Below are 15,976 nucleotides of genomic sequence, written 5' to 3'. Positions count from 1 at the left end.
CGGCCCGCCCTATCGTCGGTGTATCGGAAAACGCATACGCGCCGGCAACACCGCCTCGCCTTGACTGCGGGGCATGACCGACACGGCGCTGGGCATCACGATCTACGGCTGCGGGCCGGACGAGGCCGCGTTGTTCCGCGAGCTGGCGCCTCGCTGCGGCGTCGCGCCGACCATCACGGAAGCCGCGGTTTCCGAAGCCAACGTCGGGCTGGCGCACGGAAACCGGTGCGTCAGCGTCGCGCACAAGACCCCGGTCACGAACTCCACCCTGCGCGCGCTCGGCCGCGCCGGCGTGCGGTACATCTCGACGCGGAGCATCGGGTACGACCACCTCGACGTCGGCTACGCGAAGCGCATCGGCATCGCCGTCGAAAACGTCGCCTACTCGCCGGACAGCGTGGCCGACTACACCGTGATGCTGATGCTGATGGTGGCGCGGGACGTCAAAGCGCTGCTCCGGCGGGCGGACGTCTACGACTACCGGCTGCACGACGTGCGCGGGCGGGAACTGCGCGACCTGACCGTCGGGGTCGTCGGGACCGGGCGCATCGGCGTGGCGGTCATGGACCGGTTGCGCGGCTTCGGGTGCCGCGTGCTGGCCTACGACATCCGCCCGCGCAATTCCGCGGACTACACCTCGCTCGAGGAACTGCTGCAGGTGAGCGACGTCGTCACGCTCCACACGCCGCTGACCGCGGACACCCACCACCTCCTCGACTCCTGCCGCATCGCGCAGCTGAAGCGCGGCGCGGTCGTCGTCAACACCGGCCGCGGTCCGCTCCTGGACACCAGGGCCCTGGTCGAGGCGCTGGAAAGCGGCAGGCTGGGCGGCGCGGCGCTGGACGTCCTCGAAGGGGAGGAAGGGATCTTCTACGCCGACCACCGGACCAAACCGCTGGAGAGCGACCTGCTCGTGCGGCTGCAGAGCATGCCGAACGTGCTGATCAGCCCGCACACCGCGTACTACACCGACCACGCGCTGAGCGACACGGTCGAAAACTGCCTCGTCAACTGCCTGACCTTCGAAAGCGAGCTGCGACATGGATAAGGTGAAGGTCGGAATCGTCTTCGGGGGATCCACCGAAGAGCACCCGGTTTCCGTCAAATCCGCGCAAGAGGTGGCGAAACACCTCGACCCCGACAAGTACGAGCCGTTCTGGATCGGCATCACCCGCGACGGCGCCTGGTTGCTGTGCGACGGGCCGGACTGGGAAAACGGCCGGCCGGCGGTGCTGTCCCCGGATCGGGAGGTGCACGGCCTGCTCGTCCTGGAGGACGGGAAGTACGAAACGATCCGCCTCGACGTCGTGCTGCCCCTGCTGCACGGCCGGCTCGGCGAGGACGGCGCGATGCAGGGTTTATTGGAACTCGCCGGCGTTCCGTACGCCGGCTGTGACGTCCAGAGTTCCGCGCTGTGCATGGACAAATCCTTGACGTACCTCGCCGTGCGGAGCGCGGGGATCGCGACGCCGAGGTTCTGGACGGTCACCGCGGACGAAAAGCCCGATCCCGAGCCGCTCACCTACCCGGTGTTCGTCAAACCGGCCCGGTCGGGATCGTCGTTCGGCGTCAGCAAGGTGACCCGCGAAGCCGAACTGGCCGGCGCGGTGGAGCTCGCGCGGCAGTACGACGCGAAGGTGCTGATCGAAGAGGCCGTCGCCGGCAGCGAAATCGGCTGCGCCGTCCTGGGCGACGACCCGGACCTGGTGACCGGCGAACTGGACCGCGTCGCGCTTTCCCACGGCTTCTTCAAGATCCACCAGGAGAGCAACCCGGAAAGCGGGTCCGAGAACTCGACGTTCATCGTCCCGGCCGACATCCCGGACGAGGCGCGCTCGCTCGTCCTGGAGACGGCCAAGGCCGTCTACCGCGCCTTGGGCTGCCGCGGACTGTCCAGAGTGGACATGTTCCTGACGGCCGACGGAACCGTGGTCCTCAACGAGGTCAACACGTTGCCCGGCTTGACGTCCTACAGCCGGTACCCGCGGATGATGGCCGCGGCGGGGATCTCGCTCGGCGAGGTGCTCGACCGGGTGGTGGCGGAGGCGGCGCGGTGAACGACGACTTCGTGTTCGTGGACGAGTTCGCGCCCGGCATCCGCTGGGACGCCAAGTACGCGACCTGGGACAACTTCACCGGCAAACCGGTGGACGGCTACCTGGCGAACCGGGTCGTCGGCACCCGCGCACTGGGCACGGCGTTGCAGCGGGCGCAGGAGAAGGCGGCATCGCGCGGGTTCGGCCTGCTGCTGTGGGACGGCTACCGCCCCCAGCGCGCGGTGGACTGCTTCCTGCGCTGGTCCCGGCGGCCGGAGGACGGCCGGACGAAGCCGCGCCACTACCCGAAGATCGACCGGACCGAGATGTTCGAAAAGGGTTATGTGGCGGCGAAGTCGGGCCACAGCCGGGGCAGCACGGTCGATCTGACGCTGTACCACGTGGACACGGGAGAGCTGGCGCCCATGGGCGGCGACCACGACCTGATGGACGCGATCTCCCACCACGGCGCCCACGGGATCACGGAAGCCGAAGCGCGGAACCGGCGTGCTCTCTGTTCGATCATGGAGTCGTGCGGGTTCCGGCGGTACGAGCGTGAATGGTGGCACTACACGCTGCGGGACGAGCCGTACCCGGACACGTACTTCGACTTCCCGATCACCGGGGCCGCCGGGTGAGGCAGATCGGGAGCCGGACCGTGACGTGGAGGCCGCCGCCGTCGCGGGGGGCCAGGGTCAGGGTTCCGTCGTGGGCCTGGGTGATGCTGTGGACGATCGCCAAGCCGAGCCCGACGCCGCTGTGCCCGGTGCGGATGCGCTCCGATCCGCGGCGGAACGGCTCGACCAGCGTCGACACCAGCTGCGGCGTCAACGGCTCGCCGGTGTTCTCCACCGTGAGCACCACGCGCCCGGGAGCCACGCTGGTCGTCGCCCACACCGTCCCCGCGCCGGGCAGGTTGTGGACGATCGCGTTGTGCACCAGGTTCGTCGTCAGCTGCTGCAGGAGCGCGGGCGAGCCCGAGGTCGGGGTCGTCTCGCCGGCCGTCTCGATCGTGACGCCGCGTTCCTCCGCGAGCGGCAGCAGCGTCTCGGCGGCTTCTTCCGCCGTCAGCGACAGGTCCACCCGTTCCCGCGCGAACGACCGCTGGTCGGCGCGGCTGAGCACCAGCAGCGCTTCGGTGAGCTCGATCGCCCGGGTGTTGACCGCGTGCAGGCGCTCGACTAGCTCACCCGGATCGCGCGCCGGGTCCTTGCGGGCGACGTCGAGCAGGGTGCGCGTCACGGCCAGCGGTGTGCGGAGCTCGTGGGACGCGTTGGCCGCGAACCGCTGCTGGGCCGTGACGTGCGATTCGAGCTGCTCGAGCATCGTGTCGAAGGCATCGGCGAGCTCGCGGAACTCGTCCTTGCGGCCGGGGAGCCGGATCCGGTGGGACAGGGAGCCGTCCGCGGCGAGGCGGGTGGCGTCGGTGACGCGGGTCAGCGGGGCGAGCATCCGGCCGGCCAGCACCCAGCCGCCGGCGAGGCCGAACACCAGCAGGAAGATCAGCACCGCGATCGCGGACGGCGCGAAGCCGCGGATGAGGACCCGGCCCGGCGGCGACATCACCACCGGCATGGTCTCGAAGCCGAGTCGTTGGTAGTACAGCAGGAACAGCCCTACGGCGGCGAGCAGCAGGGCGCCGGCGACCATGACGAAACCGGCGTAGCTGAGGGTGAGCTGGAGGCGGACGCTCAGCCCGGGCTTCCTATCCACGGTCGTCCCCCGGGGCTTCGATGCGGTAGCCGACGCCGGGCACCGTGGCGATGAGCCACGGCTCGCCGAGCCGCTTGCGCAGCGCGGAGACGGTGATGCGGACGGCGTTGGTGAAGGGGTCGGCGTTCTCGTCCCAGGCCCGTTCGAGCAGGTCTTCGGCGCTGACGACCCCGCCTTCGGCACCGACGAGCACCTCCAGCACGGCGAACTGCTTGCGGGTCAGCGCGACGTACCGGCCGTCCCGGTGGACCTCGCGGCGGAACGGGTCCAGCCGCAGGCCCGCGATCTCCCGCACCGGCGGCCGGTTGTGGGCGCGTCGGCGGTCGAGCGCCCGGAGCCGCAGCACCAGCTCCCGCAGCTCGAACGGCTTCGTGAGGTAGTCGTCGGCGCCGAGCTCGAACCCGGTGACCTTGTCGTCGAGCCGGTCGGCGGCGGTGAGCATGAGGATCGGGATGCCGCTGCCCGAGGCGACGATGCGCTCGGCGACCTCGTCGCCGGACGGGCCGGGGATGTCGCGGTCGAGGACGGCGAGCTCGTAGGCGTTGACGCTCAGCAGCTCCAGCGCGGTGTCGCCGTCGCCGGCGATGTCGGCGGCGATCGCTTCCAGGCGCAGCCCGTCGCGGATCGCCTCGGCCAGGAAGGGTTCGTCCTCGACGACCAGCACACGCATGCCCCCGATGCTACGAGCGGGCCCGTATCGCCGGCTTATCGAAAACCGCATACGGGCCGGCAACGCCCCGCCGCCTCGACTGGGGGCATGGACTTCACCGCGCACGGCGCCGTCCCCGAACCGGTGCCGGTCTTCGACGACGCGATCCCGGCCGTGGCCAACCTCGCCCCCGCCCTGCTCGGTGCCCTGCGCCGGGCCGCCGCGGACGCCGCGGTCGGCTTCTTCGTAAACGGCGGCTGGCGCTCCCCGGATTACCAGGACCACCTGTTCCGGGCGGCGGTCGCGAAGTACGGCTCGCCGGCGGAGGCGGCCCGCTGGGTGGCCACGCCCGGCACGTCGGCGCACGTGTCGGGCGACGCGGTCGACGTCGGGCCCGCCGAGGCCCGGGCGTGGCTGGCCGAGCACGGCGCCGGGTACGGGCTGTGCCAGGTCTACCGCAACGAGCCGTGGCACTACGAGCTGCGGCCCGACGCCGTCGACCGGGGGTGCCCGCCGCCGTACCCGGACCCGTCGCACGATCCGAGGATGCGGCGGTGACGGCGTGTCGAGAACGCGGGGACGGCGCCGTCCCCGGCACGATCGAGCAGCACCGACCGCACCGGGAGGACCGCCACCACGGCCGTCGCCGCCGACCTCGACCGCGCCACCGACTCGAGCTGGGACCGGGTCGCCGAGCAGACCCGCACCTACTTGGCCTCCGGCGGCACCGAGGGCCACGAATCGAACGGCGTGTACACGCTGATCCTCGCCACGACCGGGCGCCGGACGGGCGAGCCGCGCCGGGGTCCAGGTCGGCCCGCGCCGGTTCACCGCCAGGGCGCGGGTGGCGTCCTCCACCGAGCGTGCGGTCCTCTGGCCGCGGATGGTGGGGATCTTCCCGCTGTACGAGGAGTACGCGGGCAAGACCGAGCGGGTGATCCCGGTCGTCCTGCTCACGCCGCGGGCGTGACGGTCAGCGGTGGTCCTCGTCGATGCCGGTGTAGCGGCCGGGCATGACCAGGCAGGACAGGCCGCCGGTCTCGTTGCTCAGGCAGTAGATCGGCCGGCTCGATTCGGGCTGCCCCGGCTCGCTCTGGTCGCCGACGTGCTGGATGGTGATGTGCTGCGGGTCCTTGGGCGGCTCGGGCGCCGCGGGCTTGACCCAGGGGTGCCACGCCAGCAGGCCGCCGCCGAGGCCGGCGACCAGGATCGCGGTGGCCAGCAGGCCGGAGCCGCGCCGGGCCGGAGGGGGCGTCGCCGGCTGGGGCGACGGCTGGGGCGACGGCTGCGGGGACGGCTGCGGTGCGGAGGTGTCGAGGTCGGACATGGCCGACAGTCAACAGGATCGCCGGGCGGCCACCGGCGTCGCCCGCCCGGTTCACCCGCCGAAACGCAGCTCCTTCACCGGCTCCCACGGGCCGCCCACGTACCGCCACACCGCCAGCCCCGTCGCCGAACCCTCGCGCGGGCCGAAATCCTCGCGCAGCACCTCGAGCGTCGCCGCCGCTTTCTCCGGGCTCACCTTGTTCTGGACCGTCACGTGCGGCTTCACCGGCTGCTCGTCCTGCGGCGTCAACCATCCGGCCCACCGGCGCCGCACCCGGGCGTGCACCGCCACCAGCTCGGGAGCCCGGACGACGAGCGCGACCCCGCGGCCCAGCGACCGGACACCGTCCACCGCGAGCGGGAACGGTCCCGTCGAGCCCGCCACCGCCGCACAGTCGGCGACGACCTCGGCCTCGTGAATCCCGGGCAACGCGTGGAACAACGTCACATGCGCGCCGACGAGCAGCCGCTCCGGGGGAAACCACTTCCGGCGCAAGGCATCCCACGCCGTCTGGGTCTCTTCGTCCACGGTGAGCGTGACCACCAAAGGCGCCACACCCATCAGTTCAGGACGACGATCGCCGTGTTGAGCGCCGTCGCGAAGAGCGTCCACGCCAGGTAGGGCAGCTGGAGGGCCGCTGCCGCCGTCGAACGGCGGCGGAACACCAGCGCGGTCCCCGCGATCACGATGTCCAGCACCACGATCTCCACCAGTGCCAAGGTGTAGGCGCCCGCGGCGAAGAACAACGGCGTCCACGCCGCGTTGAGCACCAGGCCCGCCGCGTACCACGTGAACTCCCGACGTGGTGCCCCGGTGCGCCAGAACAGCCAGCCGGACAACGCGATCAGCACGTACAGCACCGTCCACACCGGACCGAACAACCAGGACGGCGGCGCCCACGGCGGCTGCGCCAGTCCCGAGTAGACAGCGCGCGACTGCGTGGCGGCGAGGCTGCCGACCGCGGCGACGACGGCCACCGCGGCGACGAACCCGGCGAGGGCGAGCGGCGGAGCGGGACGGTGCACGGTGGTCATACCGGTTCTCCTGCGGTCGGTCGGTCGGGCCGGGACGCCGGAGGTGGCGCCCAGCGCAGCACTCGCGCGAATACCCGCGTGACCCGGTATTACGCGCCGGTTGATGTCGGGCGGGTCGATGACGCTCGAGAACTCGAAGACCACGCGCACCTCCGATGCAGTTCCGACTCATGCCCGCCACCAGCGTAGTTCGGCTGTCCGAATTCCGCCGATCTTGCGGCACCCAGAGCGATGCAGCTTCGATGCACCCGCGTGCATTCGCGGCGCGCCGATGTGACGATCGGAGCAACCCACCGAGCGGAGGGCCCGATGAGCTCACTCAGCACATGGTGTCCTGCTGTTCGCCGCGGAGGCGAACACACCAGGTGCGGTCAGCCGGAGAAGGCTGTGAGGGCCGCCGTGAACGACGCCGGCACCGGCTCCCCCACGGTCGGCAACCCCCGCCACCCCGGGCCGGCCGGGCGCACCGGCACCCCGTCGGCGTGCAGGGTGCGCAGGATCCGCACGTCCGCCGACTGCGACGTCATCGACCACACCACCACGCCCGACGGCGTGAAGCGGTCGGCCACCACCCGCAGCACGTCCAGCGAAACCAGGCCGCCCAGGAACGCCGCCGGGGCGCCGTCGTCGTTCAGGGCCGCGCTCAGCACCTTGACCGGCAGCTCGTGGCGCTCCGCCGGGCCGCAGACGAACAGCACCGGCGCCGGGCCCGCCCGGACCGACGTCGGGTACCGGTCCAGCGCCGCGGACGCCGCCGTCGCCAGGGCCCACTCCGCGGCCATCGCCGTGCGGTCGCCCCGCTGCGCCCACCGCTCCCCGATCGCGCGCAGCACCGGCGCGACCACCTCGGTCCAGGCCTTCGCCACGCCCAGGCTGCCGAGCGCGTCGTCGACCAGGCCGCCCATCGTCGGCAGGTCCAGCGACTCCGCCGCCTCCGCCAGCCGCTGCCGGCGCTGCCCGGCCGTCACCTCGGCGGCCGACCGCGCCAGCACCAGCCGGGCGGCGTCGCGCGCGGTCGTCCCCTGGGCCTGCAGCGCCCGCATCCGGCGCAGCCGCTCGACGTCCTCGGGCGTGTACCGCCGCCGCCCGTTGGCCTCGCGCTCCGCGGCCCCGATCCCGTACCGCTGCTCCCAGGTGCGCAGCGTCACCTGCGACACCCCCAGCGTCCGCGCCACCTCGCTCGAGCTGAGCGGCCGCGGTCCGGCGTCACGGGTCATCCGGCCTCCTCCTGGACGCGTATTGAATCACGAATCAGCCGGTCAGGCGGCAATCCGCCGCACCGGACCACGCAGTTGGATCGCATTCGCATCGGAGGTGCACCGATGGACACCGAGCCCGGGTGGCTGACCACCCAGGTCGGCCGCCTCTGCGCGCGGGTCGCCGACGTCGCCGAGGGCGTCCTCGACCTCCGGCCCCGGCCGGACCCCCAGGTGGTCCGCCGCCTGCTCACCGACCGGCTCACGTTCGGCGCGGTACCCACCGCCGCGCTGGGCTACGCGGTGCTCGTCGCCGACGAGCTGGTCACCAACGCCTACGTGCACGCCGGCACGCCCCTGCGGCTGCGGTACTCGCGCCACCGCACCGGGCTCCTCCTCGAGGTCACCGACGCGGCACCGCACCGGGCGCAAACGCTCGCGGCCATCCGCGACGGCGCCCGCGGGTCCGGCACCGGCCTGGCGGTGGTGTCCACGGTGGCCCTCGACTGGGGCGTTCACCACAACGCCGTCGAGAAGACCGTGTGGGCCCTGCTGCGGTCGGTAAGCTGACGCACAGTGACCACCACCCCCGCCGACGTCGAGCGCGACCGGATGCTGTCGCCGTCGCGCATCTACTTCGAACCCGCCGCCGCCGAACTGCCGCGCGGGCAGCAGGTGCTGGCCCGGTTCCCCGGCGCCACCCGCGTCGAGGTCGCGAGCCACTGGCAGATCCCCGAGCTGCACGGCGACGAGACCAACGTCCGGCGCTGGGTGCGCATCAAGCGCGAGGCGCTCGTGCTGGGGATCAAGAAGTCGCTGACCGCGCGGCCGAACGGGCGGTCGGCCGACTTCATCGCGCCGTCGACCGCGAACGGCTGCGCGATGGCCTGCGCCTACTGCTACGTCCCGCGGCACAAGGGTTACTCGAACCCGATCACGGTCTTCGCCAACATCGACCGGATCACCGGCTACCTGGCCCGCCACATCGGCCGGCAGGGCCCGAAGCCCGAGCCCAACCAGTGCGACCCGGACGCGTGGGTCTACGACATCGGCGAGAACTCCGACTGCTCGGTCGACGCCCTGGTCAGCGACAACGTCGCCGACCTGGTCGGGCTGTTCGCCCGGCAGCCGACGGCCAAGGCGAGCTTCGCGACCAAGTACGTCAACCGCGGCCTGCTCGACCTGGCCCCGCGCGGCCGGACCCGCGTCCGGTTCTCGCTGATGCCCGCGCGGGCGGCCAAGCTGCTGGACCTGCGGACCAGCCCGATCCCCGAGCGCCTGCGCGCCCTGGACGACTTCGTCGAGGCCGGGTACGAGGTCCACGTCAACCTCAGCCCGGTCGTCGTCTACCCGGGCTGGCTCGACGACTGGGCCGAGCTGCTGACCGACCTCGGGGACGCCACCGGCGAGGCCACCAAGGCCCAGCTCGCCGCCGAGGTCATCATGCTGACGCACAACCGCGCGCTGCACGAGGTCAACCTCGGCTGGCACCCGAAGGCCGAGCAGGTGCTGTGGCGGCCCGACCTGCAGGAGACCAAGCGCAGCGAAGGCGGCGGGATCAACGTCCGCTACCGCGCCGGGCAAAAGCGGGTGCTCCTCGACGAGCTGCTCGACCTCGTCGCCGAGCGGGCGCCCTACCTGCGGATCCGGTACGCCTTCTAGGGGACCAGCAGCTCGACGGCGGTGGTGAACCGGCCGAGGTAGGCGTCGCGGGTCTCGACCTGGTGCTTCAGCCCGACCGACGCGCTGATCAACGTCTGCGCGACGCGGGTCGCCGTGGCCCGCCCGGTCACCTCGGCAATTGCGGCGGTCACCAGTGCTTCGAAGCGCGCCGGCGCGGTCTCGACGACGTCGCCGAGCAGGTCCGGGTGCTGCTCGATCACCCCGGTGACGTCCCGGCTCAGCGGCCCGACGTACCGGCCGGCCCAGTGGTCGAACGCGCCGGCGAGCCGCTCGCGCAACGGCTTGCCCACGTCCCCGAGGATTCGCTCGGCCGCGGCGAGGTCCTGCTCCAGCGCCCGGGTGACCGCGGCCCGGAACAACGCCTCCTTCGACTCGAACAGGAAGTAGAGGCCGGGCCGGGAGATCCGGGCCGCGCGCGCCACCTCGTCCATGGACGTCTTCCGGTAGCCGTGCCGCGCGAAGGTCAGCAGCGCCGACTCGAGCACCGCGTCGCGACGGTCGGCGGTTTTCGCCGCTTCGGGAGCCATACCGGCCAGCCTAGACGTACTTTACAAGTTCCGCCTAGTCCGTATAGTCGGTGCCGTGTCCACCTTGATCACCACGCCGTTCACCGCCGCCAGCACCGCGACCGAGGTGCTGGCGGGCGTCGACCTGTCCGGGGTCCGCGCGATCGTGACCGGCGCGTCCTCCGGCCTCGGCGCCGAAACGGCCCGCGTGCTGGCCGCCGCCGGTGCCGAAGTGACGTTCGCCGTCCGGAACCCGGCCGCCGTCGCGGACCCCGGCGGACCGTCGCGGGTCGCCCGGCTCGACCTCGCCGACCAGGGCTCGGTGCGGCGGTTCACCGAAGCCTGGGACGGTCCCCTGCACCTGCTCGTCGCCAACGCGGGCCTCGTCACCGGCGGCCTCGCCCGCACGCCGGAGGGGTGGGAACTGCAGTTCGCGACGAACCACCTCGGCCACTTCGCGCTGGCCACCGGCCTGCACGACGCCCTCGCGGCGGGCGCGGCCGAGCGGGGCGAGGCACGGATCGTCTCGGTCAGCTCGACCGCGCATATGCGCGCCGGCGTCGACTTCGCCGACCTGCACTTCACGCACCGGCCCTACGACCCCCAGATCGCATATGCCCAGTCGAAAACCGCGAACTCGCTCTTCGCGGTCGAAGCGACGCGCCGCTGGGCGCCCGACGGGATCTTCGCGAACGCGGTGAACCCCGGCGGGGTCGCGACCGGCCTCCAGCGCCACTTCACCGACGCGCAGAAGGAGTCGCTGGCCGCGGCCGAAGCGGCCGGGGTCTTCCGGTACAAGACGATCGGGCAAGGGGCGGCGACGAGCATCGTCGCCTCCGTCGCCCCCGAGTTCGCGCGCACCGGCGGCCACTACCTCGACGACGGGCAGGAGGCGTACCCCGTCCCGGACGACGCGGACCTCGCCGACCACCCGCACGGGGTCAAGGAGTGGGCGCTGAACCCCGACCTCGCCCGGCGGCTCTGGACCGTCTCGGCCGAGCTCACCGGGCGCGCTGGTCAGCGGGTGCAGACGTAACTCGACGCGCTGTCCGGGTCGCCCGCGCGGTACCGCGGCCACCCCGGATACGCGCACAGCGGCCGGGTCCGGGCGTGGGCCAGGTCGGTCACGACCGGGTTCGCCGGCGACTGTCCTTTGTCGACCCAGCGCTCGAGCGCCGTGAGCGAGTCCCAGGCGGCCGCGAACGCCGGGGTGCCGAAGTTGGCGTGGTTCGCGCCCGGCACGACGTAGTACCGCAGGAAACCGTCGGTCGTCCGGGGACCGGCCACCGACCGCACCCGCTCGTAGTAGTCGCTCGTCGAGTACGGCGAGACCAGCTCGTCCGCCGCGCCGTGCAGCAGGATCAGCTTGCCGCCCGCGCGGGCGAACGGGCGGAGGTCGGCGTTGTTGCGGTCCTGGACCTTCGACAGCTCGCTGATCCGGCCGAGCCACCGCCCGGGGTGCCGGGGATCGACGTCGAGCGAGCGGTACTGCGGGTCCCGGGTCAGGAAGTACTTGACCCACTGGTCCCAGTACTGCATCCCGTACCCGCTCGTCACCGGCATCGGGTTCGCCGGCGCGGTGGTCCCGAAGCCGAGGAACGGCGTCCGCATGTCCGCACCCGACAGGAACGGGAAACCCGGGTACTGCGTTTCGCCGCTGGCGATCCGGTACGGCCACCGGAACGGCGTCGACATCGCCGTCACGGCCCCGATCTGCGCGTCCGACAGGCACGCCGGGCCGGTGTCGGCCCCACCCGGGCACCGCAGCACGCGCGGGTCGAACCGGCACCCCCCGGGGTTCGAGACGACGTTGTCCCCGACGCCGTCCCGCCCGTCGCACGCGGCGATGACGCTGTCGTACACCAGCTTTTGCTTGTCCGGACCCGGAAACGCACCGGGCTTCGAGAGAACCTGCGTCAGGTAACCGAGATCGAGGATCTCGGCCATGTTGTTCCAGGCGGGGTAGGCGGAAATGACGCCGTCGAACGCGGTCGGCCACCGCTGCGCCACGTTCAGGGCTTCGCGGCCACCGGTCGACCCGCCCGCGAAGAACGTCTCGGCGGGTGACGTCCCGTAGGCGCGCCGGATGAGGAACAGGCTCGCGTCCCGCGTCTTCTTCAACGCGTCTCCGGCCGCGAAGTTGACCAGGGCCTCGTCGTTCGCGCCGAACGAGCCGTCCAGTGACGGCGGGGACGCCGGGTTCTGCTGGTGCCCCGAGTCGCTCGCGAAGGTCGCGTACCCGCGCGCCAGCGGCACGGGCCGGTCGGCCGGGCCGAACGGCACGTTCGAGGCCACGTCGGGGATCGTGCCGTTGTAGCCGCCACCGCCGAACATCAGCGCCTTGCGGTTCCAGTCCCGCGGGAGCGCGACGCGCATCTTGATCGACGGCGCCGCCCGGTCCACGGGGAAGAGGTCCGCGTCGGCCCGGCAGTACTCGCCGGCGGGACCGGTCGCGACCGACGCCGACGTCACGCGGCCGCCGGTGGTCGGCAGGCTCATCGCCGACGCCGGGATCGTCAGCCCGGCGAGCCCGGCGCACGTCGTCGCGGCGGTGGCGGGTCCGGTCCCGGCGACCGTGGCCGCGCCGGCCACCAGCACCGCGGCGAACAGGGAGAACTTCCGCACTCCGGTCTCCTTTCGGGGGTTCAGCGGTAGAGGTGCGCGCCCGGCACGGCTTCCGGGTCTTCCCGGACCGAAGCGGGGTTCGTCTCGGGCAGGAACCACGCGCTGGCGAAGGTGATCAGCCCCATCAGCGTGATGTAGCCGGCGACCGGCAGGGTGCTGCCGGTGTTCGCGATGAGCGCCGTCATGAGGAACGGCGTCCCGCCGCTGACGATGATCGCCGAGAGCTGGTAGGCCAGCGACGCGCCCGAATACCGCACCGCCGGGGCGAACAGCTCGCCGAGGAAGCTCGCGATCGGGCCGTACGTGAGGCACTGGAACACGAACCCGACGGCCACCGCGACGAAGATCAGCGGCAGCGACGCGGTGCCGACGAGCCCGAAGTACGGGAAGCCCCAGGCGGCGACGCCCAGGCCGCCGGCGAGGATCAGCGGACGGCGGCCGATCTTGTCCGAGAGGTGCCCGGACCACGGGATGGTCAGCAGCATCGCCGCGGACGCGAGCAGCACGACGGCCAGCAGGGCGTCGCGCTTGAGCCCGAGCGTTCCGGTGCCGTAGCTCAAGAGCCCGGAAATGCTGACGTAGAACAGGCTGTTGGTGGCCGAGAGGAGCCCGCAACCGAGCAGGATGGTCCCCCACTTGCTGCGCAGGACCTGCGCGAGCGGCGCCCGGACCACCACGTCGTCGTCGGACTTCGCCGCTTCCTCCTGCAACTCGCGGAATTCCGGCGTGTCCTCGACCTTGGCCTGGATGTAGAGGACGACCCCGAACATGAAGACGCTGAGCAGGAACGGGATCCGCCAGCCCCAGGACAGGAACGCGGCGTCCGGCATCAGGCCGCTGGCGGCGACGAAGACGAGGTTGGAGATGATCACGGCGACGGGAACGCTGGTCTGGCCGAAGGTGCCGGCGAAGCCGCGGCGTTTGGGCCCGGCGGATTCGGTGAGCAGCAGGATGATGCCGCCCCACTGGCCGCCGGTCGCGAGCCCCTGGACGAAGCGCAGGATGACCAGCAGCGTCGGGGCCAGCGAGCCGACGGCGGCCGCGGTCGGCAGGCAGCCGATCAGGAAGGTCGCCGCGCCCATCACCGCCAGGCAGGCGACGACGACCGGCTTGCGCCCGTACTTGTCGCCCAGGTGCCCGGCGAGCACGCCGCCGATCGGCCGCGCCACGAACCCCGCCCAGAACGTGCTGAAGGCGAGCAGAGTCCCCGTCAGCGCCGAGGAATGCGGGAAGAACACCTTGGGGAACACCAGCGCGGCCGCGGTGCCGTAGAGGAAGAAGTCGTACCACTCGATCGAGCTGCCGACGAGCCCGGCGGCCAGCAGCTTGCGGAAGGCCCGGCGCCGGTCCGGGGACACCGCGGAGCCGGACTGCCCTTCGGGCTGGGTGAGCGGGATTGCCATGGGTGCCGCCTTCGTCGTTGAGCGCAGCCTGGTGATGGCGGAGATGCTAGGGCGCCGTTACGCTGCGGATGAGGTGCGGACCACCCACTCCTCACGGCGGGTCGGTGGGCCTTTCGTCCACCTGGTCGCGAAGAGGAGGCGTGGTGACCGATGAGGCACCGCTCGCGCGGCGGCAGCGGGAACTGGCGTCGTTGTACGCGACCGTCAAGTCCCTCACCGCGCTCGGCGGGCTGGACGAGGTCCTGCAGTCGATCGTGCACCACGCCCACGACCTGATCGGCACGGACTTCACGTACCTCTCGCTGGTCGGCGCGGACGGCAGGCTGTCGGCCCGCGCGTCGGACGGCACGATCTCCGCCGAATTCCTCGCGGCGGCCATCCCGGCGACAGTGGGGCTCGGCGGCAAGGTGCTGGCTTCGCGCAGCCCGCACTGGGTGCGCGACTACGCCTCCTCGACGCTCATCCAGCACGATCCGGACTTCGACCGGCTGGTCGGCACCGAAGACCTGGTCGCGCTCCTCGGGGTGCCGCTGGTCATCCGGGGCGAAGCCGTGGGTGCGCTGTTCGCCGCGTACCGGTCGGAAAGGTCGTTCCACGCCGAGGAAATCGCGCTGCTGAACGCGTTCGCCGACCACGCCGCGGTCGCCCTCGACAACGCCCGGCTCTACGAAGCGAGCCGGACCGCGTTGCAGGAGCTGCAAAGCGCGTACCGCAAGATCGAGCGGGCGCAGGCGATCCACGAGGCGCTGACCGGGGTCGTGCTGGCCGGCGGGTCCCCGGACGACGTCGCGCAGCTGCTCGCCGACCAGCTCGGCGGCAGCGTCACGCTCCTCGACCGGGCCGGCGAGATCGAACTGGCCGACGCCGTCGAAAACGCCCGGCGCTCGGGTCGCTGCGCGGTGGCCGCCGGCCTGAGCGTGGCGGCGATCCAGGCCGGCGACAGCTACCTGGGCGCGCTGGTGTGGCGCCGGGACGGCGTCCCGGACGACACGGACCTGCGCACGCTGGAACGGGCCACGCACATCCTCGGGCTGCTCATCCTCAAGGAGCGGGCGGTGGCGGAGGCCGGCGAGCGGGTGAGCGGCGAGCTGCTGACCGAGCTGCTGGTCGGCAGCCCGGGGATCAGCCCGGCCCAGCGCACCCGCGCCCGCGCCCGCGGCATCGACGCGGACCGTCTCGACCTGGTCGTGGTGGCGGACTCCCCGGCGGTGGCGCCGACCGACCTGGCCCGGCACCTGCACGACATCGCCCGTGACCACTGTGGACTGGCCGGCGAACACCTGGGCCGGGCGACGATGCTGCTGCCGGGCGACGAGGAGACGGTTTCCGAAGTCCACAGTAGACTCCGGCGGACGCTCGGCGCGCCGGTCCTGGTCGTCGCCGAACGGGCAACGGGCCACGACTGGTCCCGCGCGTTCTCCCTGGCCGCCCGGTGCAGCGCGGTGCTGCGGGCGCTCGGCCACACGGACACGGGCACGACGACGCGCCAGTACGCGTTGTACGCCATGGTGTTCGACGCCGAGCGGGCCGGCGAACTCGACCGCTTCCTCGCCGGCTCCCTCGGCGCGTTGCTGGAGTACGACCGCCAGCGCGGCACCGAGCTGGTGGAAACTTTGGGCGCCTATTACGACAACCGCGCCAACGTGGCGGCGACGGCGCGGGCGCTGCACGTCCACGTCAACACGTTGCTCAAGCGGCTGGACCGCGCCGGCAGCGTCCTCGGCTTCGACTGGCGGCAGGGCAACGACCTGGAGCTGCAGCTCGGACTCCGCCTGCACCGCCTCCGCGCGACGGTCACCTAGGG

Annotated in this window: 17 protein-coding genes and 1 pseudogene; 9 read left to right on the top strand and 9 right to left on the bottom strand. The window is 72.2% G+C overall.

Annotated elements, in window-relative coordinates; genetic code table 11:
- Positions 1–73: 73 nt before the first annotated feature.
- Genes ACIQWX_RS38515 through vanX form a run of 3 tightly spaced genes read left to right on the top strand, consistent with a single transcriptional unit; the run spans position 74 to position 2,674 of the window.
- Positions 74–1,048 carry a D-isomer specific 2-hydroxyacid dehydrogenase family protein gene (locus ACIQWX_RS38515; RefSeq protein ID WP_400881933.1) on the top strand — a complete coding sequence of 325 codons (975 nt, stop codon included), beginning with the start codon at positions 74–76 and terminating at the stop codon, positions 1,046–1,048.
- A complete protein-coding gene (gene vanA / locus ACIQWX_RS38510) occupies positions 1,041–2,057 on the top strand; it encodes a D-alanine--(R)-lactate ligase (RefSeq protein WP_400881932.1) in 1,017 nt (338 codons plus the stop codon). Before ACIQWX_RS38515 ends, vanA begins: the two co-directional genes overlap by 8 nt.
- Complete coding sequence (vanX, locus tag ACIQWX_RS38505) at positions 2,054–2,674, top strand: D-Ala-D-Ala dipeptidase VanX (RefSeq protein WP_400881931.1); 621 nt, start codon at positions 2,054–2,056, stop codon at positions 2,672–2,674. The genes vanA and vanX overlap by 4 nt, the downstream gene beginning before the upstream one ends.
- Here the strand turns inward: vanX and ACIQWX_RS38500 are convergent.
- Entirely contained in the window at positions 2,655–3,749 is a 1,095-nt protein-coding gene (locus ACIQWX_RS38500) for a sensor histidine kinase (RefSeq protein ID WP_400881930.1), read from the bottom strand. The two genes, vanX and ACIQWX_RS38500, sit on opposite strands and share 20 nt — an antisense overlap.
- Complete coding sequence (locus tag ACIQWX_RS38495; RefSeq protein WP_400881929.1) at positions 3,742–4,419, bottom strand: response regulator transcription factor; 678 nt, start codon at positions 4,417–4,419, stop codon at positions 3,742–3,744. Before ACIQWX_RS38495 ends, ACIQWX_RS38500 begins: the two co-directional genes overlap by 8 nt.
- An 87-nt stretch (positions 4,420–4,506) precedes the next feature.
- Between ACIQWX_RS38495 and ACIQWX_RS38490 the strand changes: the two genes are divergently transcribed.
- Positions 4,507–4,956, top strand: coding sequence for a D-alanyl-D-alanine carboxypeptidase family protein (locus ACIQWX_RS38490; protein WP_400881928.1), 450 nt, complete (start codon positions 4,507–4,509; stop codon positions 4,954–4,956).
- 192 nt (positions 4,957–5,148) lie between these two features.
- Positions 5,149–5,368, top strand: a pseudogene (locus tag ACIQWX_RS38485) (nitroreductase/quinone reductase family protein).
- Positions 5,369–5,371: 3 nt separating this feature from the next.
- Here the strand turns inward: ACIQWX_RS38485 and ACIQWX_RS38480 are convergent.
- From ACIQWX_RS38480 to ACIQWX_RS38465, 4 genes are all read right to left on the bottom strand, one after another.
- A complete protein-coding gene (locus tag ACIQWX_RS38480) occupies positions 5,372–5,725 on the bottom strand; it encodes a hypothetical protein (protein WP_400881926.1) in 354 nt (117 codons plus the stop codon).
- A 51-nt stretch (positions 5,726–5,776) separates the two neighbouring features.
- Entirely contained in the window at positions 5,777–6,286 is a 510-nt protein-coding gene (locus ACIQWX_RS38475; RefSeq protein ID WP_400881924.1) for a 2'-5' RNA ligase family protein, read from the bottom strand.
- Positions 6,286–6,759, bottom strand: a complete 474-nt coding sequence (locus ACIQWX_RS38470) for a TspO/MBR family protein (RefSeq protein WP_400881922.1) — start codon at positions 6,757–6,759, stop codon at positions 6,286–6,288. The genes ACIQWX_RS38475 and ACIQWX_RS38470 overlap by 1 nt, the downstream gene beginning before the upstream one ends.
- Before the next feature lie 371 nt (positions 6,760–7,130).
- Positions 7,131–7,976, bottom strand: a complete 846-nt coding sequence (locus ACIQWX_RS38465) for a MerR family transcriptional regulator (protein ID WP_400881920.1) — start codon at positions 7,974–7,976, stop codon at positions 7,131–7,133.
- Between the two features lie 105 nt (positions 7,977–8,081).
- Between ACIQWX_RS38465 and ACIQWX_RS38460 the strand changes: the two genes are divergently transcribed.
- Positions 8,082–8,525, top strand: a complete 444-nt coding sequence (locus ACIQWX_RS38460; RefSeq protein WP_400881918.1) for an ATP-binding protein — start codon at positions 8,082–8,084, stop codon at positions 8,523–8,525.
- Between the two features lie 6 nt (positions 8,526–8,531).
- On the top strand, positions 8,532–9,617 hold the full coding sequence (locus ACIQWX_RS38455; protein WP_400881917.1) for a spore photoproduct lyase family protein: 1,086 nt from the start codon (positions 8,532–8,534) through the stop codon (positions 9,615–9,617).
- Here ACIQWX_RS38455 and ACIQWX_RS38450 read toward each other — a convergent pair.
- Positions 9,614–10,165: a TetR/AcrR family transcriptional regulator gene (locus ACIQWX_RS38450; RefSeq protein WP_400881915.1), complete on the bottom strand. Its 552-nt coding sequence runs from the start codon at positions 10,163–10,165 to the stop codon at positions 9,614–9,616. The two genes, ACIQWX_RS38455 and ACIQWX_RS38450, sit on opposite strands and share 4 nt — an antisense overlap.
- Positions 10,166–10,220: 55 nt before the next feature.
- Between ACIQWX_RS38450 and ACIQWX_RS38445 the strand changes: the two genes are divergently transcribed.
- A complete protein-coding gene (locus tag ACIQWX_RS38445; RefSeq protein WP_400881913.1) occupies positions 10,221–11,180 on the top strand; it encodes an SDR family NAD(P)-dependent oxidoreductase in 960 nt (319 codons plus the stop codon).
- Here the strand turns inward: ACIQWX_RS38445 and ACIQWX_RS38440 are convergent.
- Both ACIQWX_RS38440 and ACIQWX_RS38435 read right to left on the bottom strand, forming a co-directional pair.
- Entirely contained in the window at positions 11,162–12,742 is a 1,581-nt protein-coding gene (locus ACIQWX_RS38440) for a tannase/feruloyl esterase family alpha/beta hydrolase (protein ID WP_400883106.1), read from the bottom strand. The genes ACIQWX_RS38445 and ACIQWX_RS38440 overlap by 19 nt on opposite strands.
- 47 nt (positions 12,743–12,789) lie before the next feature.
- A complete protein-coding gene (locus ACIQWX_RS38435) occupies positions 12,790–14,172 on the bottom strand; it encodes an MFS transporter (RefSeq protein ID WP_400881911.1) in 1,383 nt (460 codons plus the stop codon).
- A 143-nt stretch (positions 14,173–14,315) separates the two neighbouring features.
- Here ACIQWX_RS38435 and ACIQWX_RS38430 point away from each other — a divergent pair, with 143 nt between their 5' ends.
- Positions 14,316–15,974, top strand: coding sequence for a helix-turn-helix domain-containing protein (locus ACIQWX_RS38430; protein WP_400881909.1), 1,659 nt, complete (start codon positions 14,316–14,318; stop codon positions 15,972–15,974).
- The last annotated feature ends 2 nt before the right edge of the window (positions 15,975–15,976 follow it).

This window comes from Amycolatopsis sp. NPDC098790, from assembly GCF_044759945.1.
Classification (GTDB): Bacteria; Actinomycetota; Actinomycetes; order Mycobacteriales; family Pseudonocardiaceae; genus Amycolatopsis.
This window is presented reverse-complemented; position numbering and strand designations above follow the sequence as displayed.